Below are 24897 nucleotides of genomic sequence, written 5' to 3'. Positions count from 1 at the left end.
GGATGACGGGAAACAGATTGTTCATAAACGCCTACTACCCGATCAAGCGGTACATGCCGCGCCGAGTGCAGCTGATGGTCCGCAGGGTATTCGCTACCGCGAAGCGGCGGCTCAACAGGCATGTGTGGCCCATCGACCCTGATTCGGCTACACCTCCGGAGCAGTGGAACGGATGGCCGGGAGGAAAGCGGTTCGCTTTCGTCCTGACCCATGATGTGGATACGCAGCGGGGGCACGACAGGTGCCTCGATCTGATGAAACTCGAACAGGCGTCCGGTTTCGTTTCATCCTTTAACCTGGTCGCGGGGGAGTATGTCGTCCTGCCCGAGTTGCGGAGGTGTCTGAGGGACAACGGGTTCGAGGTGGGGGTGCACGGGCTTTACCACAACGCCGAGATGTACGAGTCCAGGGTCAAGTTCAACCGGCAGGCGGTCCGTATCAACAGGTACCTTCGCGAATGGGAGTCGGTAGGTTTCCGTTCCCCATGCATGTACCACAACCTGGAATGGCTCCGCGGACTCGACATCAGTTACGACGCTTCCACCTTCGATACCGATCCCTTCGAACCGCAGCCGGACGGGATGGGGACTATCTTTCCCTTCATCGTCGAGGGGGAAGAAGAGGGGCGGGGCTACGTGGAGCTGCCCTACACGCTCCCACAGGATTTCACCCTCTTCGTTCTTTTCCGGGAGAAGAATATCGACACATGGAAGCGCAAGCTCGACTGGGTCGTGAAAAAAGGCGGGATGGTGCTGCTCAATACCCATCCCGACTACATGAACTTCAGGGACGAGAGGCATACCTATGAGGAATACCCGGCGCGTCTGTACCGGGACCTGCTCGAGCATGTCAAAAGCTCGTACGGGGACAGTTTCTGGAACCCGCTCCCGCGCGAGGTCGCGGCATGGTACAGGGAGCGTCTGCATCGGGAGGATGGAAGTGCGGACCGGGAGATGATCGGGATGAGCGGGGACCACGGGATAGCCGGTGCCTGTGCATAGCTGGCCGCAGGAATCGAGGGGGTTCTTCGGCAAACCTCCCGGAGGAGCGAAATTGCCGCCGGTTGCCGGGCGGTGGCGGGGAGCGGGGACGAGACCATGAACGTCTATATCGAAAGCGGAGGCTGTACCCGCAGGAAGCTCGATGCCCTCAAGTTCAGATCGTACTTCGAGAAGAACGGTTACGGCTTTGCTCCCGGTCCCGACCAGGCCGACTACATCCTGGTCACCACCTGCGCGTTTCGCAAGGAGGAGGAGGAAGCGTCGCTGAAGCTGCTCGACTCTTACCGGAGCTGCCGGGGCAAGGTGGTCGTGTACGGTTGTCTGCCGGTGGTAGCTCCCAGCAGGTATATGAGAAAGTTCGACTACGACTTCATCGCGCCTGCGGATTTCGAGAAGGTGGACAGCCATTTTCCGAAGATAGCTCACCCCTTTGCAGAGGTGGCCGACCCCAATCTATTGCGGCATCAGAGGCAAATCTACGCAAGTGAGACTGCGGGCAAGGGTGGGGCCGCGGCGCTTCTGCAGGGGTCGGCACGATATGTACGGAACAAGTACCTGGGCTCTCCCCCCCGCTATCACCTCATAACTAGCAGGGGGTGCCTCGGCAGTTGCAGCTACTGTGCGCTGCGCTTCGCCATCGGACCTGTGCAGAGCAAGCCGGTCGGCGCGATCGTGGAGGATTTCGCCCGCGGAATAGAGGCAGGATACCGTGATTTCTCGATACTGGGGGATGATGTCGGAGCATACGGCCAGGACAGAGGAACCGGGCTGCCGGACCTTTTCGCTGCTCTTCTCGCGGAGGCGCAGAAGAAGCGTAGCGGGACTGCGGACAATGCTCGCAATACCTTGCGTCTACATGTCAGGGAGATAAAGCCTTCATGGGTCATCCGGTACAGGAAGGAGCTGGAGCAAGTGCTGCGGCACCGCAACTTTTCCACTATTCTCTGCCCCCTCCAGTCGGGGAGTGACCGGATACTTTCCCTGATGAACCGGGGCAATGACAGCGCGACCATCGGCAACGCCCTCACTGCGCTCAAGGCAGGCAACCCGCGGCTGAAGATCGACACTCAGATCATGGTCGGTTTCCCTTCGGAGACGGAGCGTGAATTCGAACAGACTCTGGAGCAGATGGCGGGGCTACCTCTTCACGCCGTCACAATTTCCCGCTATCGGGAAAGGGAAGGCACGCCGGCGCGGCAAATCGAGCCGAAGGTTCCGGAGGCGGTAATAACGGAGCGGGTGAAGAAAGCCGGAAAGTTCCTCCGGCAGCACTGCATCAGGAGCGCGGTAAGCTGCACCCAGTAAGCAGCGGCTGCACACGATCTGCAAACGGCTACGGGAACGGCTTTACCGGTGCCGGCAGCGAAACTGCTGCAGCGCGTTAAGCGTTCTCGTACATCCAACACGACAGGAGCGGCTACAGAATGAGTATTGAATACGTCGAGTTCAAGAACGTAAAGATAAGCAGCGTAAATTACGGTTCGGCTCTTCAGACCATCAGCCGGTCGTTGCGCAAGGGGCGGAAAGGGTACGTATGCGTTACGGATGTGGGTAACGTCATTGCTGCCACCAAGGACAGGAGCTTGAAGGAGGCGATAAACGGCTCGCTTCTCTCCATCGCCGACGGCACCCCCCTTGCCTGGTTTGCGCGTCTCGTAGGATGCAGAAACATCGAACGGGTGTCGGGTATGGACCTGATGGTTGGGCTGTTCCGGGAGAAACAGCCTTTCCGGCACTTTCTGCTTGGGGACACTGAACAGACCATCTCCAGAGTCATAGAAAAGGCCCTTCAGCTCAATCCCGCTCTCCAGATAACCGGATACAGCCCACCGTTCCGCGAGTTCACTCAGGAGGACAACCGGGACATCATCGACCGGATCAACGCTTCGAGGGCGGACATCATCTGGGTCAGCTTCGGAGGCGGCAGACAGGAGCAGTGGATGATGGAGCACCACACGAAGATAAGGAAAGGAATCATGGTCGGAATCGGAGCAGGGTTCAGGTGGTTTATCGGAGACATCAAGGTCCCGCCGCGCATCGTTCAGAAGGTGGGGCTGCAGTGGCTCTACCGGATGGGTTCGGAGATAAGGAACGATCCGGCACGCGCCATCGTCCGGATCTGTCAGAGGCCGCTGCGGCGCTTCCCGGTGTTCATCGCTCATTTCCCCTTTCAGCTCTTCCTGGAGAGACGGAGAATCCAGCAATCCAACCCCAACGGGTAGTAGGTAAGATCATGGACAATACTGTCGGTGCTCGAAATAGATCCTGGTGGGATCTGTCGGTAGTGGGGTATGCGCTCGCCGGTATTCTGGCAGGGCTTTACGCCGTGATGCTGCCTTTTCCTGCTTCCATCCTGGCGATAGCCGGGCTTGCCCTGGTGTATTACTCGGTGGCCAAGCCGGAAATAGGCATCCTTACAATCGTAGTTCTTATTGCCAGCATCCTGTTCGAAGAGAGTCTGCCCCTCATACCGATCGGGGTCGGCAGCCTCCACATTTCCGATCTGCTGCTCATTGCGCTACTGTGCAAGATCCCCTATCAGAGCCTCACGGGCAGGACTTTCAGAATCATCAGGACTCCTCTGGATGTTCCCCTTCTGCTATTTTTCGGCACAGCACTGGTATCTGCCGTACTTGCCCTCACACGTTTCGGCGTCGATTTCGCCACGGTTACTCGCAATTTGCGCAGTGTTACCTACTATCTTGCCTTTTTCGTGATCACCAACCACATACGCTCCAAAAAGCAGGCCCTCTTCCTGATCAAGGGACTGCTTTCCATAGCGGTCTTCGTCGCTATCGCGATGGTTGTCCAGGCTGTCGTCGGCGATGCAGTGCAGTTGATGCCGGGACGTGTCGAACAGGCAGGAACATTCGATTCCCAGTACGAAGCGCTTCGTATCCTCCCTCCGGGCCAGACAATGATTTACTCATTTTTCATCGTCACCGGCTGTCTGCTGGTCATGGCACGGCAGAAGCCGCTGCTCAGTAACCGGCACTTCTACGCGGCGCTGTTGCTGGGAGCCGGCGTGCTTCTGACGTACAACCGTGTCTACTGGGTAGCGATAATCCTTTCGGCGCTGATCCTGATGAAGCTGGTTACGAGGCAAGAGCGAAAAAGGCTGATTCCCCTTCTGGTGGGGGCAGTGGTCTTTCTAGTCGGCACTTCAGTTCTCTTTGTCAGCCTGGGGGGGAGATACGGCCAGACTGCCGCCTCGATAAGCGAGCGATTCACCTCTCTTTTTGCCGGGTCCGAACTGACGCAGAGCGGACCCATAGAGGACCGGCGACTTGAAAACGAGTATGCGCTCAAAGCCATCGCTCAACACCCGCTCCTTGGGATCGGTCTCGGAAACAGCTACCGTCCTCAGATCTATGGCGACGAAGATCTGATTACACATTATGTTCATAACGGATATCTCTGGTTCATGAAGGATATGGGGGTCATAGGGTTGTCCTTCTTTCTCTGGTTCTTTTTCGGCTTCCTCATCAGGGGGCTTCGGAACGTCAGGCGGATTCAGGACCCGTTTTTTAAAAGTGCCGCTACCGGATTCATTCTGGGTGGTATAGGCATGATCCCGATGACTTTCTTTAACCCGGTCCTGATGCAGTGGTTTTCAATAATAACTATAGCGATAACGGCGGGGCTTACTGAAGTGATTGTCGCTGACGATGAAGCGGGACCGATGCGGGCAGCGGCACAATCAACTTTTAAGTAATGCCGGGAGACCAGATGGAAGAAGGCTATCTGTCACGATTCATAAAAGGAATACTGACGACCGGCTTCGGAACCCTTGTTACACTGATTCTGGGTTTCATGAATATAGGGATTGCCGCCAGATACATACCCAAAGAGCAGTTCGGCGTATTCCTTCTCATGCAGACGATTGTCTACAGCCTCATCATGGTAGGGGACCTGGGGCTTAATCTGTCGGCTACAAAATTTCTGGCAGTGAGCCGGGAAGGGGAGCGGCAAACAGTAATAAATACAATAATGGTTATGAGGACTGCTATCGCAATTGCAGCCGTAGCGCTGATCCTCCTGTGCAGGAACCAGATAACCTTCCTCTTCAAGTCGGAGATACTGGAAGAGTTCTATGTTTACATCCCCCTGCTGTTTCTTCTGGAGAGTTACAACCTGCTGTTCAGTTCCATGCTGCAGGGCTTCCATCACTACAGGAAGATGGCCTATGCACAGATGCTTGCCAGTGTCACCAACGTTATTCTGATTATTGTTCTGATCGTGTTTCTCGGGAACGGGATACTTGGTCTGGTCTGTGCCCGTGCAGTCGCACTGGTGTTCTCCATTGTTTACCAGATCAGGGGAATCGGCATGGGGCTGAGCTTCAGGGGGGACAGGAAACTACTTAAGGGGCTGTTCGGCTTCGGATTGCCGCTGGGGCTGAATAACGTTCTGTCATTTATTTTCATGCGCTTCGATACCCTCATCATAGGAGCACTCCTCGCTCCGGTCAGTGTCGCCCTTTATGGTACCGCCATGAAACTGCCCGATGCGTTCAGGCAGATGTTCGAATCCTTCCGGTCCGTGTTCTTTCCGAACATGGCGGAGCTTTTCGATCAGAAACGGATGTCGGAGGCGGAAAGCGTTCTCAACAACTCCTTGCGGCTCATCTCCTTTGCGACCCTTTTTGTGACGTTGGGCGCGACGGTCTTCCAGAAGGAGATTGTGACCCTGCTTTTTTCGGCAAAGTACATCGAGTGCGCGCCGGTTCTCTCGGTGTTGATGCTTGCGATGAGTATAGGGCTGATCGGCTATGTGCTGGGGACCTCCCTGGTATCGGCGGGATATTCGAAGCTGCCGGTAATCATCAATATCGTTGATACTGCGGTAACGTTGACGGCCAACCTTATCATGATCCCGCGCTTCGGCATAATCGGGGCTGCGTATGCCTCCGTTCTCGCACGGACCGTCTCGAATCCGGTCAACCTCTGGTTTCTGAAGAGAGCGGGCATAGACGTCAAGGCGATGGAATACATTAAACCAATTGCAGCCTACGGCATCTGCTGCGCCCTTCTTTCGGTCCTGGGCAATTCCCTGCTTCCGGGGCTGGCCGCGCTCTCGCTCTATCTCGTTCTTTGTGCCGGCACAACGGTCATCAGAGGAGAGGACCTGCTCAACCTCAAAAGAATCATCCGCATGAACACGCAGCCTGCCAACGTACGGTAACGTTGCGGCATCTGATCGGGAAGGGAACGTGATGACGAGCAGACGCCTGAGGATATTGTATGTAGATGAATCGAACGCAGTAGGTGGGGCCGAAAAGTATCTCAAGATGGTTCTGGGGTACTTCTCCCGGTTCCATGACACCTATCTGTCTCACCCGGATGACGATGCACACTCCCGTTTCTACGCCGAGCTTCCGACTGCATTCATACCCTGCCGGCCGGAGCACTACCGAAGACCGGCAGCGCTGTTCCGGCATTATCTGAAGATCTTTCGCACTCTGCGGCCGGATATGATCCACGCCAACCTTCCCGATCCTTCCAGTTGCCGCACGGCTTTGGCGGCAGCATTCTGCGCGGGTACTCCGGCAGTGACAGTTACGAACCATCTTCCCAACCTTACCTATCCGCGTTCATGGCGGGGCAAGCTCGTCGGTAAAAGCATGTGGGACTGGTTTGTGTGGCGCATCGTCTTCGGTATCGTAGATACCTCCATTGTGGTTTCGAAGGCGAGTGCCCGATCGCTTGAGTCCAACTACCCGGCCGAGAAGGACAAGATATGCTGCATCTACAACGGGGTCGACATAGCGCGTTTCAATTTCGGAGATACCGGGCAGGCACGGAGAGTGCGTTCGGATTTCGGAGTGGCGGATGATGCCGTTCTTTTCTGCAGTATAGGCCGTTTGGAGCAACAGAAGGGGTACGAATATCTGCTTTCGGCAATGCAGCAGCTGGTCGCGAGGCACCCGCACGTGAAACTCCTGCTGATTGGCGACGGAACGCTTCTCCGGGAGCTGAAGACCCTGGCTTTACAGCTCGGCATAGAGGGTCAGGTGATATTTGCCGGGGCCCGATCCGACATTCCTGAGCTGCTCTCGGCATCGGATATCTACGTCAACAGCTCGCTGTTCGAAGGTTTGCCCTTCAGCATTCTGGAAGCAATGGCTGCTGGTCTGCCGATAATCGCAACCGGAGTGGACGGCAACCGGGAGATAGTCGTGGACGGGGAAACGGGAGTGTTGGTACGGCCGCGAGATCCGGACAATTTGGCGCAGGAGATGCGAAATCTGGTGGAAGCTCCTGAAAGGCGTGCAGCTATTGGCAGAAATGCTCGGGAACTCGTAGTCCGTCAATACTCTCAGGAGTCCATGTTTCGGGAGACAGAAAACCTGTACAGACGGCTTACCGAGCCGAGGGGCGCCGATGCCGCTTCCGGGCTCCGGCCGGTAAAGGAATGACGTCTTGCAAGATATGTCGGGATACTTTTCGACGGAGGTAAATCCTTTTATGAAGATACTGGCGGTCTGCCGTGAGATACCGTACCCACTGAATGCCGGTTACAAGATAAGGACCTTCAACCTGCTGAAGCGGCTAGCGCGGAGCAATTCCGTTTCCCTGCTATGTTACGGACAGGAAACCGAGTGCAGGGAGGCGCGTTCGGTTCTGGAAAGCTTTCTGGAGAGGGTTCAGCTCGTCTCCTTTCAGTCCCGTCCGAAGCTTCAGCAGATTCCTTTCATTTTGGGAAACCTCTTGGCCGGACAGCCACCGATGTGCGTCAAGTACGTAAAATCGAAACAGATGCAGCAGGCTCTGCAAAACGCTTTAGCTGCCAAAGAGTTCGACCTTGTTCATTTTGACGACCCTTACATCGTAAGCAATCATGACTTCAGCCGGAGTACCGGCGCAAAGATTACAGTTACTTTCCATGATGTTGATTCCAGGAAGTACCAGAGATTTTTTGCGATCGAAAAAAATCCCTACAAAAAGGCGATGCTTCTGTTCGATCTCTTCATGCTGAGACGATGGGAACGGTACCTGGTGTCGAGAAGCGACCTGAATATCGTGATGTCGGATGTAGACCGTCTGACTCTAACCGAAGCAACCAACGGCACCAACATAGCGGTGGTGCCGAATGGTGTGGACACGGAACTGATCAGCTTCAGGGAGAAAAACAAACCCCAGGAGACCGTTTCCTATTTCGGCACAATGGATTACATGCCGAATCACGATGCTGCTCTCTATTTTTACAGGGAGATATTCCCCCTGATACGGGAACGTAAGCCGGGTGTCAGGTTCCGCATCATAGGGCGGAACCCGAGCAGGGAGCTCATGGACCTTGCCCGGGATCCGGGGGTTGAGGTGACGGGAAATGTTCCGGACGTGATTCCATACTATCACGACACTTCGGTCGCCGCCGTGCCGCTGCGTGCGGGGGGCGGGACGAGGCTAAAGATACTGGAGGCGATGGCGGTCGGATGCCCGGTCGTATCTACTTCCATAGGGGCCGAGGGAATCGACGTCCGTCATGGCAGCAACATCTTGATAGCAGACGAACCTGAAGAGTTTGCGCAGTGGACGATCGAACTCCTGACGGATGAGAAGTTGCGTCGAAAACTGGCTGCCAACGCTCGCAGATTTGTTGAAGACAGATATAGCTGGCAGGGGATCGGGGATCGTCTGAACGAGATATACCGGAGCCTGGTTGATCAGCAGATTCAGGTTCATCGCGGCATTCATCTGGTGAGGAAGCCACGCGGTATGGCAGCATCTTCCGTAGCCCACACACGAGAGGACGGAGCATGAACAGACCTACGGTTGCAGTACTTATACCTACCTACAATCGCCCTTTACAGGTGAGCAAGCTTCTTCATGCGTTATCGGGGCAGGAGCGGCTTCCGGATCAGGTTATCGTGGCCGTGAGGCATGACGACGATCTTACGAAACGGGCTGTTGATCTGTGGGCTTCGTTATCGCCACTTGCGGCTCGGCTTACGAGGGCCGCGGTCTATGAAAAAGGGCATCTCCCTCCGCTGATAGCCGGAGCAGAAGCATGCACCTGCGATGTGGTGTGCATCATTGATGATGACGCAATTCCGGTCGCGGGCTGGCTGAAGCATCTGGGGGACGACTTCCGGGACCCTGAAATAGGCGGTATCGCGGGGAAGGTGTTGAATCATGTGGAGCCGAATGCTCCCCCGGTAGTTATGGAACCGGGAAGGTTCTCCTGGTTTGGCCGGTCGGGGGCTTATGGTGGACCTTCTCCTGGAACCCCCCATTTGCTTGAAGCGGATTGCCCTCTTGGCGGGAACATGGCTTATAGAACGCAAGCGGTGCAGCAAGCAATAGACATGGTTCTCAACGGGGGATCGGCCATTTCGTACGAGACCGATATCGCCCTGAACGTAAAGAAGAAGGGCTACAAAACATACTACGACCCGCGTGTGGTTATCGACCATTACCCCGCACCCCGCCACATTGACGTCAGGCGTGGGTGGAACGCCGACGAATGCTACATGTATGCACACAACCTTACGTACATCTGCATGAAGCATCTCGGCTGGTACGGTAAAATCGGCTTTTTCATCTATTTTTTCCTCGGCGGGACCTGGGGATGTCCCGGGGTTGCGACATACATTCTCGGGATGTGCTTGGGGCGTGGGCTAACCCTGAGAGATCATCTCCTGCCTGCCATGCGGGGCAGGCTGGAAGGGCTGAAGACATTCCGGCAAAAGATTGCGGAGAAGAAGGCGGTCGTACAGGGTAATGCATGCCTAGACAGCACCGAATAAGCCCCGGAAGGAATAGAAAATGCCTAAGATCAGTGTGATAACGCCATCTTACAATCAGGCACAGTTCCTGGAACGAACCATCGGAAGTGTCCTCAGTCAACCTGTGGACCTGGAATACATCATAATGGATGCCTGTTCATCCGATGGCTCTGCCGAGATACTGGAGCGGTACAGGTCGAGAGCACGCGTGATCATCGAGAAAGACAAGGGGCAGGCCGACGCCATAGCCAAGGGGTTCGCATTGGCAACGGGCGATATTCTGGCATGGCTGAATTCCGATGACATGTATGTTCCAGGTGCGCTGAGCAAGGTAGTTGCGGCTTATGAAGCAGGGCACGAGTTTGTCTACGGCAATGTGAACATCATCGATGCGATGGATAACGTGCTTCGGAAAAGAGTCACTATACCTGTCGACTTCAATGACCTGTACTACGGGATCTACATCCTTCCCCAGGAGGCGACCTTCTTTTCAAGGCGCCTTTACGAAGAGTGCGGAGGTGTAAATCCGGAGTACCACTATGCCATGGATTACGATCTGTGGCTGCGGATGGCCAGAATCAGGAACCCCGTCAGGATGGATGAGGTCTTCTCGTGCTTCAGGTTTCATGAAGCGCAGAAAAGCAGAAGGGTCGATCTCTACGAGCGGGAGGTGATGCGGGCCCGGGCGAGCCTGAAAGGGGGAGGGGTTGACGGGAAACCGCAGAGACTGCGCCGGCTTTCTCTGGGTTGCAGGAAGTTTCTGGCTAACGTTCGGGATGCGGGTATACAGCGCACGTTGATGGAGATACACAGGAAACAGATAGGGAGCCTTCCCTGAAGATTGCGGGAAAAAAAGAACCCCTCCAGGCATGTGCCATGGAGGGGTTCTTCGGTTTTAACTTGTTACGGAGTCAAGCGCAGGTTCCTCGGGGGAGGAAAGGCCTGGTACTCGATTGCTCCGATGTCCGGTGCCTTTCCTGAGTAGGGCAGACCTACGTCGACGCCTGCGTCAAGAAGGTTGGAACTCTTGCTCAACTGGTAGTAAGGGTCCGGCCTGTTGCCGGAGTAGACGAGGCCGGGGACCGTGCCCTTGATGTTGTTGGACTGAATAGTACTTGCACTTGCTGCGTTTACGTTGTTGCCGTTGCCGTTGTTGTAGAAAATGTTATGGTCGATCAGCGCGTTAGTCACACTTGCAGTGAGATAGATCGGTGCGGCAGCACAGTTCATGAACACGTTGTTCTGGATTTTCATTCCTGACAGCTGACCGTTAAACCCGTCAGTGCTGATGCCATACCCGCCGTAAGGCGAACTGGACATCGTGTCGAAGATGTTGTTGTACACCTGAATGTTGTAGAGGTTTCCGCGGTCGATGGTCAGGCCTCCTGCGGAGCAGTTCTGTACGATGTTGTTGCGGAATCTCCATCCTGTTACGGAACCGGCGGTCAGGTAGTTGGTGGTCCAGAGGCCCGCGCCGCGTCCCCTGTTGCCGTATATATAGTTGTTGTAGAAGTCAAGGTGGTTATGGGACAGCTCGTGACCCAGTGCCCCTCTGGTGAACCCGGAGAAGTCGGTTTTGGTGTCATGAATCTTCAGGTTCCAGGTGCTTCCCTGTACAGGCGTCTGCGGACCGCTGTTCAGGGAGAGCGCGTGGTTGAAGACGCAGTTGTAGATCTCGGAGTCACCGAGGAAGTTATACATCTCGAATACGAAAGCATCGCCGTTTTCAACGTTGGTCTTGATATTCCAGTTATACCCTTTGAAGTTCTTGAGCCAGCCCGATACTGCCTTGATCCCGGTGCCGCGGGAAGCCATGGCCTCGTTGATGGTGATGTTGTATATCTGGGCGTTTTCCAGTGCGCCGAAGAAGAATGCGCCGAGCCTGTCTCCCCAGCCGTAGTTAGCCTCTGAGGTCGTGTCATAGGTTTCTACGTTGTATATTGCTACGTTTTTCGCGTAAGCAGGAGGCTGAGTCGTCTCGTGGTTGGACCAGTTGTAATATCCTTCGATCCAGATGGCGCTCACCTTGATGCTCTGGAACTTCATGTCGTGTATGCTGAGGTTGCTCGATCCGCGGATAAAGACACCTGTCATCAGGGTTTTGTTGCTGCCGTCCAGGGTGAAACCGCTGATCTCGTTGTTGCCGAGCATGAGCGGATTCGTCGGTTGGGTATCACGGAAAATATAGCCCGTACCCATTCCGCCGTTATAAGCGGAAGTGATCTTTGTGGTTCCCGATCCTGCACCGGCAATGCTTACTCCAACTGCAAGGTTGCAGCGGCCGTTGTCGGTATAGTTACCCGGGCCGATGTAAATGGTGTCGCCGGGGGTCGTTACCCGTGAGCAGGCGTAGGAGAGGGAGCGCCACGGTCTGTTCTGGCTGCCGTCACCTGTGGTGTCGTTGCCGTTGGGGGCGAGGTAAAAGGTGGCCCCCCAGCTTGCCGAAGCCATTACGGCGTTGAGCATGAGCGAAACTATCAGCAGGGGGAATATACGCATCGAAGTTTTCATAATTGATCTCCCGGAGTATATCGGTTTTTCCGTCGTTTTCGAGTACAAATTCATTACCTTTTCCATCCTTTCTTATTTCGTGGAGACGACGATGGCATTGACCTTCGCCTGATCCACGAGATTTGTGAACCTGATGGTAAGCACTCCATCTTTCACAGTGACCGGTATTGTCACGTCGTATGCCTTGTAAGAACTTCCTGCCTTCCCATAGATGTCGAGGGAGGAGATAGCGGTGATTCCTTCCATCGCCACGTTGAACAGTCGCTTCCCTGCAGAGGTGTGGTAGTCGGCAAACTTCAGGGTAACCATGTAGTCGCCGTTGCTCACGGGCACGTTGTAGGTGGCGTTTCCGTAACGCCAGCTCTGGTAGAGCGGATCATCTACGGTTCCGCTTATGGCGGTTGCAGTGCTGTTGGTGGCGCCTCCGGTGAAGCGTGTATCCGCCTGGTAGACGACTCCGTTCGAGTCGGTGAACTGCCTTCCTCCACAGTTGGTGGCAAAGACGACCCTGCCGGAAGTCGCGCTGAAGGATGCGGCAATGGAGTGGTCTTTGGTCACGTTGCTGAAGGAATAACTCGTGACTGCGCCGACCGAGATTCCATCCACCTTTACGTCGGCCACTTTGTATCCGGCGCTTGGTGTGATCGTATAGGTCCTGGAACTACCGCCGGCTACTGTCGTGGTCCCGGCAGGAGTTATGCTGCCTCCGGTTCCTGCGCTTGCAGTCAGCGCGTAGCTCTGGATGCCTGCGGCGGCAGGGGTGCCGGTCACGTTGATCTCGGCAGCGTTGGTCCACGGATTACCATTCACCTCGGAGAGTGCCCGCAGGCGGATGTATCTTCCGGTCGTGGCGGGGAACCCGATAGATTTCAGTGTCAGATCGTTGGCAAAGGTTCCTGCGGCCACTGCAGTTCCCCAGTTTGTGCCGTTGCTGCTCACGTAGAATTCGTATTTGGCGATACGGCCGTTCTGGATGTTGTTCTGACGCGGCAGATACGAGAACCCGTCCAGGTTGTATGTTTGACCAAGGTCTATCTGGATCTCATGCGGTGGCACGGGGTTACCGTTCATCCACTGCGTATGCCAGAAGGTGTCGTTTTTTCCGTCGAAGGCATTGAGCGCCGCCCCGGGATCACCAACCAGTTCCTGACTGTCGGCATATACGAGCCGCCAGTTGGTTTGCGGGACCGCAGGTGAAGAGACCTGCGAGAATGTCGCGGCTATCGAATGGCCGGCGTTCACGCTGTTGAAGGTGTAACTGCTTACCGCGCCCACCGATACACCGTCAACCTTTACATCACTGATGCGGTACCCTGTGTCGGGTGTAATCGAGAAGGTCTGGCTGCTGCCCTGGTTGACCGAAACACTGGTTATGGTCGATGTCTGGTTGGTGCCCTGGCTTATGGCGGTGTTGCCGACCGCGCTTATCGATCCGCCGATCCCCGCTGTTGCAGTGAGGGTGTAGGAGGTCACAGTGCCGGTGCCTGGGGTGCCTGTGACGCTGATTTCCGCTGCATTGGTCCAGGGGTTTCCGTTGACCTCCGACAGGGCGCGCAGCCGGATGTATCTCCCCGTCTTGGCAGGGAACGACACCATCTTCAGAGAGAGGTCGTTGGAAAAATTTCCTGTAGCGACAGGGGTACTCCAGTCTGCCCCGTCGGTTACATAGAATTCATACCTGGCGATCCGGCCATTCTCGATGCTGTTCTGGCGGGGGAGGTACGAGAACCCCGTAAGGTTGTAGCTCTGCCCCAGGTCGATCTGGATTTCGTGGGGGGGCGCCGGGTTGCCGTTCATCCATTGCGTGTGCCAGAACGTATCGGTTTTGCCGTCAAATGCGTTGATGGCTGCTCCAGGGTCCCCACTCAGCTCCTGGCTGTCGGCATAGAGAAGGCGCCAGCCTGTTTTGGAAATGCCGGGAGCGCTCCCGGTGCTTCCGGGTGAAACGGTCCGGCTGACTTCGTTGGAATAGGGACTTTCATTTCCTGCGGCATCATAGGCCGTAACTGCAAGGTAGGTCGTTCCCTCTGCAAGATCTACCGTGAAGGTGGACTGATTGCCGATATCGATGTTCTGGGAATACCTTCCAGGAATGCTTCCCTGATACACTTTGTAGCCGCCTACGTTTGCCGCAGGGGTCCCGTCCGGATTAGCCGGGTGGTCCCATGTGAGCGTCGTCTGGGCGCCATGAGCTTCCGGATACTGCAGCACCGAGTTCAGCAGAAGGACTGAAAGAAGCGCCAGCGAGACGAATCGCCTGGTCTGTTTGTTGCGGACAGTGCTGATCTGTACGTCGGACATCTGTAAAACTCTCCTTTTATCGAGACAACCGTTTTTACCAGCTGGAGGGTTGAATGACCCGTTTCAGTATTGCCAGAAGGTCCTGCATGGTGACCGTCCCGTCTCCTGCCGGCTTGCCGTTGGAGTCCAGGGGCCATACGTCGGCTCTGCTTGTCTGCTCTGCACTTAAGCCCTGGGTACCGGTGATCGCATTCAATGTCGCGAGAACGTCCGGCATGTTGACCACTCCGTCGCCATTGACGTCTCCTTTTGCAATGCCTTTAACCACTGGAGCTGGCGTAGGGTCAGGGACCGGCGTCGGTTCGGGGGCGGGTGTCGGAGCCGGCGTCGGCTCTGGTGTTGGTGCAGGCTCCGGCGTCGGCGTCGGCGCCGGCTCGGGTGTCGGCTCTAAAGTCTGTGCCAGTTCGCTGGAAAAACCGCTTTCATTCCCTTTTGTGTCATAAGCCGTTACGGCAAAGTAATGAGTCCCCTCATCGGGAAGATTCGTAACGGTATGCGAGGTTTTATTGCCGACGTCCACGGGCTGGTCGTAGTTGCCCGAAGAGCTGCCCGCGTAGACCTTGTAACCTGCCAGATCGGTTATCGGCGAGCCGTCGGCATACGTTGCGGGTGCGTCCCAGTAGAGTGTTACCTGCGAGGCATGGGAAAGTGTTGCTGAGAAGAGCAGCGACAATCCGCACAGGAATGCCATGCTTCTATTGATGCTGCTCCGGGTCGATGTAACCTGATGATGCTGCTGATGTGTGCTGAATGAATCCATTGACATACTCCTTCCTGTTGGCTGAGCAATGCACAGAAGGAGTGCATTTGCCGGCAGCCTTGCCGCCATTCCCGTTTTCGGGAGTCAGGCCAGTGGCTTTGCGTCCCACCCTTTCGGAGTGGTTTGCCTTTTTCGTCAAATATCTAAAAGTCCTTGTCGGACGGTTAGCTGATCATCATGCCCCATAAAAAAACCGGGACCGTAACATCATGAGATGATATTTCGGCAACCCGGCTGTCTCGGTGAGACCCTGTAGGCTTTCCGCCCCATCCTCGCGGATGGTTTAGTATTGTCGTGTATCACTGGGACGGCGCCCGCCTTTCGGCATTCCGAAAAGCGTCCCGCTCCGTTGTTTTCATCAGTAATACGGGAAAAACCTCGAAAACGGTGTGACACCTGTCACACGGATGTCGCTTTTGTCGTTTCCGTTGGGGCACCCACTTTAAATTGCAAAGGCAGAATCTGTTATTTCGGACTGGACAGGGATTGCCGGCTCAAACAGATGTGCAATCTGTTTTGAAAAGGCAGTCTGACGGCATGTGGGTGAGGTTAATGGGCAGTGGCATGATAATGCAACCAGGAGGGGAAATGTGTGACGGCCGTCACAATGCGTGGAGATTGTCGAGGAAACGGGACTTGAGGAGGATGAACTTGTTGCGGAGGATTTCTATCTCTCCCGATTTTACGAATTTGCTGAGGAGGCGGCTGGCGGTTTCCCGGGAGACGGAGGCGTAATTTGCGATGTCACGGTGGGTGAGTTTCAGGGCGAGTATCACCCCCTGTTGTTCCTTGGTGCCGTAGAGGGCGCCCATGTTCTTGAGAACCGCCCTTACGCGCTGCTCGGCGTCGGCGAAACTCATTATCTTGAGCATGAGCCACGACTCCCGCAGCCGGTCGCAGAGCATTCCGATGAAGTGGTGGAGGGCGGTCGCGTTACGGTAGACTATGCGCTGGAAGTCAGGTTTTGCAAGAAGCCCTACCTCTGTTTCCTCCATCGAGATGACGGTGGCGGGGGAGGTCTTGCCGTCGAAGAGGGACATCTCGCCGAAGTATTCCCCCCTTTTGTGGATTGCCAGGATCTGCTCCTTTCCGTCGTCGCTTAAATGGACTACGCGGACCCGGCCGGAGAAGATGATATACATGAAGTTGCCGGTGTCCTCCTCGAAGAGGACGATCTGGTTGCGTGCGATTCTCTTCCTGATAATCACACGTTCGATCTCATCGAATTCCGCTTCCGGAAGGTCGCGAAAAAAAGGGATCGCTCGAATGATGTCCCGGGCCTGCAGCCTGTTTGGTGTCCTGTTAGTCGGCATGGGCGCCTGTGGGGAAAGCAATTTGCATGATAAAAATCTAATTAACTTTAGAATATTCTGTCAGGAAGTCAACAGGGAAAACGTCCTTTTCCCCACCGTTTCCCTCTTCGGCTAAACCATTGCCGGTTGATTTTGAGGTTTGCGCGGGGTATGCTCATTCATGTTTTCAAATTCGGCCCGCAGGGAACAGCTCATGATCAGCATACCGCGGTATCCCGACTCGCGGGAACTGGATCTCGGCGACAAGGAACTGTTCGACCCTCTCCTCGCCGATTTCCAGCCGCGAATTTCCGAGCTTACCTTCGCCAACCTGTATCTCTTCCGCAAAGCCCACAGTTACTCGGTTTCCCGGCTGGGAGAAGCGGTTATCGTTCGGGGGAGGGGGTATGGGGGGGATGAGTACGTGCTTCCTCCCCTCGGCGCAGACCGGCGGGGGGGGCTGAAAGCACTGCTGGATGAAGGTGTCGCGGTGTACGGCGTCGACGAGAGGATGCTGGCTGAGGAACTTGTCTATGAAGGTCTGGAACCGGTGGAGGACCGCGACGATTTCGATTACCTATACCTGCGGTCCGATCTGGCGGAGCTGCCGGGTAACAGGTTCCACAAGAAGAAGAATCGCATCAACTATTTCCTCAACCGGCACGAGTGCAAGATCGAACGTTACACAGCTTCCTTTGCGGAAGGATGCGGCCGGCTTCTGCAGGAATGGCGCAGGGTAAGGCAGGAGGTCGAAAGCCCCTCCTTCATCATGGAGGTGGAGGCGGCGATGGAAGCGCTTCAACTGGCCGAGAGACTGCGGCTCGAAGGTGTCGTGGCCCTCGTGGGGGGGGAGGTAAAGGGGTTCGCCCTGGGGGAACAGCTTAGCCGGGATACCTCCGTCTGCCACTTCGAAAAAGCCGATCCATTTCTTGAAGGGCTCTATCAGCTCGTCAACCGGGAATTCTGCCGGCTCCTTTTCACGCATTGCACCTTCGTCAACCGGGAGCAGGACCTGGGGGAGCAGAACCTGCGCGAAGCCAAGCTGTCGTACCATCCGGTGGAGCTCGTCAAGAAATACAAGGTGAGGAAGCGACGGTAGTCGTCACTATCGAGGAGGAGCAATGGCCTGGAACCCTGAGAAGTACCTTGAATTTGAGGAGGAAAGATTCGCCCCCTTCGAGGATCTAGTAGCCCTGATACGGGTCCGGGAGGGGCTCTCGGTGATAGACCTGGGATGCGGAACGGGGGAACTCACGCGCCGCCTGGCGGACAGGCTCCCCGGCAGCACCGTCCTCGGAATCGACGCGTCGGCCGAGATGCTCCAGCGTGCATCGCAATGGGAGCGGCCAGGGCTTTCATTTGCCCGGCAGACCGTCGGCGAAACCACCGGCAGGTGGGATCTGGTCTTTTCCCATGCCGTGCTCCACTGGATCGAGGACCATCCCAGCCTCATTCCCTCGTTGCTGGACCTCCTGGGGCCGGGTGGGCAGCTAGCCCTTCAGCTTCCCGCCAATCACAGGCATCCCTCACAGACGCTGATCGTTGAGACGGCACAGGAAGAGCCTTTCAAAACCGCTCTCTCCGGGTGGGTCCGTCGCTCCCCCGTGTTGGAAATCGATCGTTATGCCGAAATCCTTCATGATGCCGGAGCGGTCGATATTACCGTTCTGGAAAAGGTGTATCCGCACCTTCTTCCCGATTCGGGCGCAGTGGCGGATTGGACTGCAGGAACGACCCTCATCCCCTATTACGAGCGCCTCCCACGCGACCTCCACGACCCGTTCATGGCTCGCTACCGGGAGAAGCTCGGGCAAGTCTGGGCCACTACTCCGGTCTTCTTTACCTTTCGCAGGATAATCATGGCGGCAACGCGAGCAGCCTGATTCCCATTCCCCATACCTCTGGTAAAGTTGTAATAGCGACTTTGCGAGAGAGGAGGTGCCCCATGGGAGTCATGTCGTGCGTGAAATGCGGGCGGGATCTGTCCAACGGCCTCTGTGTAGGCTGTCACAATACCCCCGATAAATGTTCCTGCGACCTGCCGGAAAAGGATGAAGAGTAGGAGGTGGGCCTTCTGAGGGTCGGGAAGGCTTGACTCGCCTTCCCCGCATTCCGGCGTTTTTTGCCGGCAATTCGGAGGCGTCGGTACTGCCGGGATGAGGTCTCCGACCGGGTCAAAATAAGTCAAAAAAATATGACTATTTTTTGTGCATTTTGCTACATTCCATGTCTTTTTGATTCACTGGAGAGGAGCAGGAGGAGTTTTCAACAATCATATCCACAGCTGATGTTGATAGAGAGCCCTCAGCAGCAAGCATTTAACCGAAGCGTCAAAGAATAATCCACTTTTTTGTAATATTTCTGCAATCCGACATGATATTGACGGTCCCCTGGTTTCCATGTCTTGAATGTTACTGGTTTTTTCTTCGATGCAGGAATGTTTGACGGTCACGCATTGCTGCATGTTCCGCTGCAGCCGCATGCAAGGCCTTTTCTTTTTCTGAAGGACTCCACCCCTTCCCGCGCAGCCAGCGACCCGATAAGGATCGCGCCTGCCGAGTCGAACCAGCCGATCCCCGTAAGGGTATAACCCAGGCTCGCGGCAAGCAGAGCCAGCGAGAGGTAGAGGCATGCACGGGAACAGGCGGCATCGGCGAGGATCGCGTCCGAGCCCAGGGCTCTGCCTACCTTCGTTTTGAACCGGATCAGCAGCCACATGAACGAAATGGAGACGGCGGAAACGACGACGCCCCAGAGTGTCGATTCCGGGTGGTGGTACTGAAACAGGGAGAGCAGTGCCGAGAGGCCAAGACCGCCGGCGAGGATGAAGAAAGCCCACCCTGTGACTGTAAGCGCGCCGCGCTCGAACCTGTCGCGGGATTCCCCGCCGCTCGACCTGATGCGGCGGATCATATGCCAGATCCCGATCCCTGACATCACTTCAACGAATGAGTCTACCCCGAAGCCGAAGAGTGAAAGGGTTTCGTCCGCAATTCCGAACCATACTGAGACAGCCCCTTCGCCTATGTTATAGACGATCGTTATGACGGCGAGAAGGTTCGCCTGTCTCCAAAGGCAATCTGCATCACCACCAGCCTTTAATTTCTGCTCCCCTTCGCTTCTCATCCATATCTCCCGGTGTGGTTTATCTATGGTCGGTTGGTGCATAAAGCCGCGCCTTTTCTTGGCTCACTATAACCCAATCCGTCCTGAGTGTATATCCGTGAGTTCAGTGACAGGAGAACGGTAAGGGGAAAGGTCTTAGTCGTGGGCCTTATTCAATATTTTTTTTGTTCGCGGGTGTAAATTTATTTTACATTTATGTAAAAAAACTTTACAACTATGCCTCAAGTTACTTCGGCATCGGGTCGAGGATATATCAGAATGGGAATGACTTTGGCCGACGAGGCACTACAATAAAAAAGGAGAGAATGTCTATGGCTACATTACTGGAGATGGTATCGGAAATCGTCAGTGCACACGCATCGTCAACCGCTTTGACAACGGAAGAGCTGATTCAGGAAATCGAGAAAGTCCATGGTGCCCTGAAAGTCCTCGAATCTGGCGGAACTATCGCGACGGAAAAGGCGGAAGTCAAACCCGCACTTACGCTCAAGCAGGCTTTCCGCAAAAACGAGGTTATCTGCATGATATGCGGCAAGGGTGGGATGAAGGCTCTCACCAGGCATCTCAAGAAAGCACATGACATCACCCCGCGAGACTACCGGAAGCAGTTCGGCATCCCCCGTACCCAATCCCTCACTGCATCCAGCTTCAGCGAGTCGAAACGACGCATCGCCGAGGAAAAAGGACTTATCACTGCGCTCGTGCAGGCTAGAAATGCACGGGTTAAGAAGGGCAAGGGGAAGGCTTCCACAAAAGGCTGATCCTTTACATGCATAGGAGGCTGCCGGAACTCCGGCAGCCTTTTTACCTCGCGTTCCCCGCCCCGTTCGCATCTCTTCTTCCAATGCTTTTTCCCCTGTCAGCAGAACAAAATCAACATTGATTTTTTTGTTTAAATATATTAATTAGTGTTCTTCTTTTTATTGGTCTGCGCAAGGAGCCGGGATGACTCTTAGAATAGTGCATCTGCATCGTAATCCGGCTGCTACTGAGCTTGTGCGGCATGAGCTGGAAGTAGCGGACCTGAAGGCGGAGGTGGCGGGCGTCGCAGATTATGCCGCATCCTTCCGGTCAGCCGACGCGGATCTCGTGCTGGCTGACTTTGATCCATCCGTGGGTCAGCCCAAAGCTGTCAATTGCCCGCTCATTCTCCTTTGCGATGAAATCGGCGTCGAAGACGCGGTCGCGGCTGTAAAAAAAGGGGCCACTGACATAGTTTCATACCGCAATCTTGCCCGGCTCGCTCCCGCCATACGGGAAGCCATGCAGGAGGCATCTGCCGGGAACGAAGCGCTTGTCCGGGCTGAGGAGGAGGTCCGCCGCAGGGTAGAAGTCACGGAGCGCAAACGGGCTGAGGATTCTCTACGGGAAAGCGAGCAACTGCTGCGGTTCGTTGCGGAAAGTTCTCCCGACGCCATTTTTATCCAGGACCTGGAACTACGCTACATATGGGTCGGTAAAGCCATACCCCCTCTTCGTCGTGAAGAACTGCTCGGGAAAACCGACTGGGATTATCTCTCTCACGATGACGCGCAATACCTTACGGAGCTGAAGCGAAGGGTTCTGCAAAGTGAGGAGCAAGTAGGCGTAGACATCACCCTGACTTTGGGGGTGGAGCGAGTATTCGAGGCTGCCTACACACCGTGGCGAAATAAAGAGGGGCGCGTAATCGGGATCGCAGGATACGTCCATGAGATCACTGAAAAAAGCCGGGCCGAGATTGAACTTGAGCGGCAGGTGAACGTGCGGACAGCGGAGCTCGCAAAGACGGTCCATGCCCTTCAAGGGGAGGTGGCGGAACGGCAGCTGGCGGAAGAGGCCCTGAAAGCGGAGATGGAGCGGCGTATGGAGGCAGTTGACGATCTGCGGGAAAAGGAGCGTCTCCTTCTCCAGCAGAGCCGGCAAGCCGCCATGGGTGAGATGATCGGAAATATCGCCCACCAGTGGCGGCAGCCGCTGAACACCCTGGGCCTTCTCGTCCAGGGACTGCCGATGCACCTGGAGTTCGGCGAGTTGACCCGTGACACTCTCCAGGCCATGGTGGAGAAGTCGATGCAGCTCATCAATCACATGTCGCGTACCATCGACGATTTCAGGAACTTTTTCAAACCCAACAAAGAGATGCAGCAGTTCAGCGTCTGCCCGGTGGTTGAAAAGACCATTTCACTCCTCTATGAGAGTCTCAGGAATCAAGGAATCCGTATCGAGTATTCGAGCCGGGGGAATCCCGGCATACAAGGTTTCCCCAACGAATTTTCCCAGGTGCTGATAAACATCCTGAACAACGCCAGGGATGCGCTGGTGGAGCGGTCTCCCGAAAACCCGCAGATATCGGTGACGGTCGCCGAAGAAGAGGGGAGCGCCGTGGTGACTATAGTCGACAATGCCGGAGGAGTTCCCCCCGAGATAATGGACCGCATCTTCGAGCCCTACTTTACGACGAAAGGGGCGGAGAAGGGGACCGGTGTGGGCCTCTTCATGTCAAAGACAATTATCGAGAAGAATATGAACGGCCGCCTCACCGTGCGCAATACTCCGGATGGCGCGGAATTCAGGATCATTATCTGATGCATCCTCGAATTGAACAGGCGAGGGTAGATTTAAAGGCAGACGCCTGTGGTGTGTAGCCGTTTTCAGTCTCTCCGGATTGTCTCGCCACTAGCTTAGGATATACTTCACTTAATTCGTATCCGGTACTTGAAGTGTCAACTTCCACTGGAAAGGGGGTACAGTCATGAAACCAGGCACCAGGGACCAGGCTGAAGGGAAGCTTCATCAGGCTAAGGGCAAGGCCAAGGAAGCAGCCGGTAAGGCTGTGGGAAACCCGAAACTCGAAGCAAAGGGGAAGGCGGAGAAGGTGGCGGGAAAAGCTCAGGACAAGGTAGGGAAAGTGGAAAAACGAGTTCATCACTGAGTCACACTCCCGCACCTTCGGTAGATACAGATCAATAATGGACATGTTTGCGGTACGGCCCCTGTGTGAGGGGGCCGTATCCGTCCAACCCTCACGATTCCTTCCGGCAACCACTTCTTCCATACAACGGAAAATTCTGTTCCCATCCTTTCTGCTGTGGTAGATTTACTCGATTTTGCATCTTCATGAGGGGTAAGTCATGCACGAGGGGAATGTTTCCGCCAGAGGAGCTATCTTTTCGCTCCCGGTCATCGTCGCAGCCCTAGGGTACTTCGTCGATATCTACGACCTTGTCCTTTTCAGCATCGTGCGGGTTCCAAGCCTCAAGTCCCTCGGCCTGTCCGGGCAGGAGTTGATCGACCGGGGCGTATTTCTCCTGAACATGCAGATGGCCGGAATGCTGCTCGGGGGAATTCTTTGGGGGGTGCTGGGGGACCGCAAGGGGCGGCTGCAGATCATGTTCGGCTCCATATTTCTTTACTCTCTCGCCAATTTTGCCAATGGGATGGTGACGTCTCTCGAAGCGTATGCGATCCTTCGTTTCATAGCCGGTGTAGGGCTCGCGGGAGAACTCGGCGCGGGCATCACTCTGGTCTCGGAAGTTCTCCACAAAAATGTACGAGGTTACGGCACCATGGTCGTGGCGTCTGTAGGAGTTTCGGGCGCCATTCTCGCCAATTTCGTCGCGGCAAACTTCGACTGGCGAAATGCCTTTTACATAGGGGGGGGACTCGGCATGCTTCTCCTGGTGCTGCGGGTAAGCGTCGCGGAATCCGGGATGTTCCGGGAGATGTCGTCCAAGGAGGTGCGCAAGGGAGATTTCTTCGCACTATTTACCAGTGCCGGCCGCTTCTTCCGTTACCTTAATTCGATATTGATCGGGGTCCCCACCTGGTTCGTAGTCGGTATTCTCATCACCTTCTCCCCCGAATTCGCAAAAGCTCTAGGCGTGGAGGGGGCGGTTTCCGCAGGGAATGCCGTCATGTACTGCTACCTCGGGCTCGTCTTCGGGGATTTCGCCAGTGGCCTGTTAAGCCAGTGGCTGGGGAGCAGGAAGAAAGTGGTCTTCATCTTCCTCATGCTGACGGCTGCCGGCATTGCTCTCTACTTTCTGAGAACGACAACCACCCCCGCAGGATTTTACGTGATCTGTACCTTCCTCGGCTTCGCGAGCGGGTACTGGGCGATTTTCGTAACAGTGGCCGCGGAGCAGTTCGGGACGAATCTCCGCGCGACAGTGGCTACCACCGTTCCCAACTTCGTACGGGGCATGGTGGTTCCGATCACGCTCCTTTTCCAGCAAAGCCGCAAGGTTCTTGGGCTTGAAGCCGGAGCTCTCGCGGTGGGTGCACTCTGCATGGCAGTTGCGCTTCTTTCACTATGGAAGCTGGAGGAGACCTTCAGCAAGGATCTGGACTACTTCGAGGAGTACCTTTGAAAATCGGGAGAATCTGCGTTTTTTGCGGGTCGAGCACCGGCAAAGACCCTCTTTACCTGGAAACAGCACGCCGATTCGGCGAGTTGCTGGCCGGGGAGGGGATCGGGGTGGTCTATGGAGGGGGGGATGTGGGCTGCATGGGTGCGCTTGCCGATTCAGCCCTCGCTGCAGGAGGGGAGGTGATCGGCGTCATTCCCAGGGCACTGGAGGCGAAGGAGGTGGCGCACCGGGGACTCACGGCACTTCATGTGGTGGGTTCAATGCATGAGCGGAAGGCACTCATGGCCGAACTCTCCGACGGATTCGCCGCTCTTCCCGGTGGGCTGGGGACTCTGGAGGAGTTCTTCGAGATCGCCACCTGGAGTCAGCTCGGCCTGCACGCGAAGCCCTTCGCTCTTCTCAACGTCGGTGGCTTCTACGACCATCTGGTTGCCTTCATCGACCACTGCGTAGATGAAGGATTCCTTAAGCCTGCGAGCCGCAATTCCATTATCGTGGAGTACGAGCCGGAACGGGCTCTTGAGGAGATGAGGGCATTCAGCCGGCCTCATACGCGGAGATGGATAGATCGGGAGGAGACGTAAGGACTGATGGGGCCGGCTGCCCGATTCGACAACCGGCCGTTGTCTAATCAGCCCGCAGGGGAGGGGGGTAATCGGCACAGGCTCGATGCTTCGCACTTTGGGCAACGGCGCTCCGGGTACTCGTCTTCGTGGAGGTGTACCGACTCTTGTTCTTTCGGCCAGTCGGCACACGATGTCGACCAGTGCCACAGGCTGTCGCCGATTCTTCTTCTGAATCCTCCCATAGCTCCTCCTCCATAAGA

The 24897-nt window shown here is 55.7% G+C and carries 21 protein-coding genes and 2 riboswitches; of the genes, 16 read left to right on the top strand and 5 right to left on the bottom strand.

Annotated features, from left to right (window positions below; genetic code table 11):
• Positions 1-2 precede the first annotated feature (2 nt).
• From CFB04_RS07675 to CFB04_RS07635, 9 genes are all read left to right on the top strand, one after another.
• On the top strand, positions 3-1001 hold the full coding sequence (locus tag CFB04_RS07675; protein ID WP_197692598.1) for a hypothetical protein: 999 nt from the start codon (positions 3-5) through the stop codon (positions 999-1001).
• 96 nt (positions 1002-1097) lie between these two features.
• Entirely contained in the window at positions 1098-2306 is a 1209-nt protein-coding gene (locus CFB04_RS07670; protein WP_157698755.1) for a radical SAM protein, read from the top strand.
• 119 nt (positions 2307-2425) lie between these two features.
• Positions 2426-3223, top strand: a complete 798-nt coding sequence (locus CFB04_RS07665) for a WecB/TagA/CpsF family glycosyltransferase (protein WP_088534725.1) — start codon at positions 2426-2428, stop codon at positions 3221-3223.
• An 11-nt stretch (positions 3224-3234) separates the two neighbouring features.
• The gene (locus tag CFB04_RS07660) at positions 3235-4716 is read left to right on the top strand and encodes an O-antigen ligase (protein WP_088534724.1); all 1482 of its coding nucleotides are present in this window, start codon (positions 3235-3237) and stop codon (positions 4714-4716) included.
• Positions 4717-4730: 14 nt separating this feature from the next.
• Positions 4731-6185, top strand: a complete 1455-nt coding sequence (locus tag CFB04_RS07655) for a flippase (protein ID WP_157698754.1) — start codon at positions 4731-4733, stop codon at positions 6183-6185.
• A gap of 31 nt (positions 6186-6216) precedes the next feature.
• The gene (locus tag CFB04_RS07650) at positions 6217-7419 is read left to right on the top strand and encodes a glycosyltransferase (RefSeq protein WP_088534722.1); all 1203 of its coding nucleotides are present in this window, start codon (positions 6217-6219) and stop codon (positions 7417-7419) included.
• Positions 7420-7468: 49 nt separating this feature from the next.
• Positions 7469-8764, top strand: coding sequence for a glycosyltransferase family 4 protein (locus CFB04_RS07645; protein ID WP_172825459.1), 1296 nt, complete (start codon positions 7469-7471; stop codon positions 8762-8764).
• Positions 8761-9750 (top strand): glycosyltransferase family 2 protein, encoded by a 990-nt coding sequence (locus CFB04_RS07640; RefSeq protein WP_088534720.1) that lies wholly within the window; start codon positions 8761-8763, stop codon positions 9748-9750. Before CFB04_RS07645 ends, CFB04_RS07640 begins: the two co-directional genes overlap by 4 nt.
• A gap of 19 nt (positions 9751-9769) precedes the next feature.
• Positions 9770-10567, top strand: coding sequence for a glycosyltransferase family 2 protein (locus tag CFB04_RS07635; protein ID WP_088534719.1), 798 nt, complete (start codon positions 9770-9772; stop codon positions 10565-10567).
• Positions 10568-10632: 65 nt separating this feature from the next.
• On the opposite strand, the gene CFB04_RS07630 is transcribed toward CFB04_RS07635, so the two are convergent.
• The 4 genes from CFB04_RS07630 to CFB04_RS07615 form a co-directional block, all read right to left on the bottom strand.
• Positions 10633-12240: a right-handed parallel beta-helix repeat-containing protein gene (locus tag CFB04_RS07630; RefSeq protein ID WP_088534718.1), complete on the bottom strand. Its 1608-nt coding sequence runs from the start codon at positions 12238-12240 to the stop codon at positions 10633-10635.
• 72 nt (positions 12241-12312) lie between these two features.
• Positions 12313-14541: a discoidin domain-containing protein gene (locus CFB04_RS07625; protein WP_088534717.1), complete on the bottom strand. Its 2229-nt coding sequence runs from the start codon at positions 14539-14541 to the stop codon at positions 12313-12315.
• Positions 14542-14575: 34 nt separating this feature from the next.
• On the bottom strand, positions 14576-15301 hold the full coding sequence (locus tag CFB04_RS18050; protein WP_088534716.1) for a dockerin type I domain-containing protein: 726 nt from the start codon (positions 15299-15301) through the stop codon (positions 14576-14578).
• Positions 15302-15350: 49 nt separating this feature from the next.
• Positions 15351-15439: riboswitch (cyclic di-GMP riboswitch) on the bottom strand.
• An 83-nt stretch (positions 15440-15522) separates the two neighbouring features.
• A riboswitch (cyclic di-GMP riboswitch) is annotated at positions 15523-15599 on the bottom strand.
• Between the two features lie 304 nt (positions 15600-15903).
• Entirely contained in the window at positions 15904-16614 is a 711-nt protein-coding gene (locus CFB04_RS07615; protein WP_088534715.1) for a Crp/Fnr family transcriptional regulator, read from the bottom strand.
• Positions 16615-16807: 193 nt separating this feature from the next.
• On the opposite strand from CFB04_RS07615, the gene CFB04_RS07610 reads away from it, so the two are divergent.
• Positions 16808-17692 (top strand): DUF2156 domain-containing protein, encoded by an 885-nt coding sequence (locus tag CFB04_RS07610; RefSeq protein WP_369833252.1) that lies wholly within the window; start codon positions 16808-16810, stop codon positions 17690-17692.
• Positions 17693-17714: 22 nt separating this feature from the next.
• Complete coding sequence (locus CFB04_RS07605; protein ID WP_088534714.1) at positions 17715-18476, top strand: methyltransferase; 762 nt, start codon at positions 17715-17717, stop codon at positions 18474-18476.
• Positions 18477-19041: 565 nt separating this feature from the next.
• Here CFB04_RS07605 and CFB04_RS07600 read toward each other — a convergent pair.
• The gene (locus CFB04_RS07600) at positions 19042-19719 is read right to left on the bottom strand and encodes a cation transporter (protein ID WP_088534713.1); all 678 of its coding nucleotides are present in this window, start codon (positions 19717-19719) and stop codon (positions 19042-19044) included.
• A gap of 311 nt (positions 19720-20030) precedes the next feature.
• Between CFB04_RS07600 and CFB04_RS07595 the strand changes: the two genes are divergently transcribed.
• The 5 genes from CFB04_RS07595 (at position 20031) to CFB04_RS07575 (ending at position 24655) form a co-directional block, all read left to right on the top strand.
• The gene (locus CFB04_RS07595; protein WP_088534712.1) at positions 20031-20480 is read left to right on the top strand and encodes a MucR family transcriptional regulator; all 450 of its coding nucleotides are present in this window, start codon (positions 20031-20033) and stop codon (positions 20478-20480) included.
• A gap of 184 nt (positions 20481-20664) precedes the next feature.
• Entirely contained in the window at positions 20665-22287 is a 1623-nt protein-coding gene (locus CFB04_RS07590) for an ATP-binding protein (protein ID WP_088534711.1), read from the top strand.
• 166 nt (positions 22288-22453) lie between these two features.
• Positions 22454-22633, top strand: coding sequence for a CsbD family protein (locus tag CFB04_RS07585; protein WP_088534710.1), 180 nt, complete (start codon positions 22454-22456; stop codon positions 22631-22633).
• 199 nt (positions 22634-22832) lie between these two features.
• A complete protein-coding gene (locus CFB04_RS07580) occupies positions 22833-24071 on the top strand; it encodes an MFS transporter (protein ID WP_088534709.1) in 1239 nt (412 codons plus the stop codon).
• 2 nt (positions 24072-24073) lie between these two features.
• A complete protein-coding gene (locus CFB04_RS07575) occupies positions 24074-24655 on the top strand; it encodes a TIGR00730 family Rossman fold protein (RefSeq protein WP_088536742.1) in 582 nt (193 codons plus the stop codon).
• Positions 24656-24897 lie beyond the last annotated feature (242 nt).

The organism is Geobacter sp. DSM 9736, from assembly GCF_900187405.1.
Lineage (GTDB): Bacteria > Desulfobacterota > Desulfuromonadia > Geobacterales > Geobacteraceae > DSM-9736.
The sequence above is the reverse complement of the archived record's forward strand: the minus strand, read 5'-3'. Positions and strand labels throughout refer to the sequence as shown.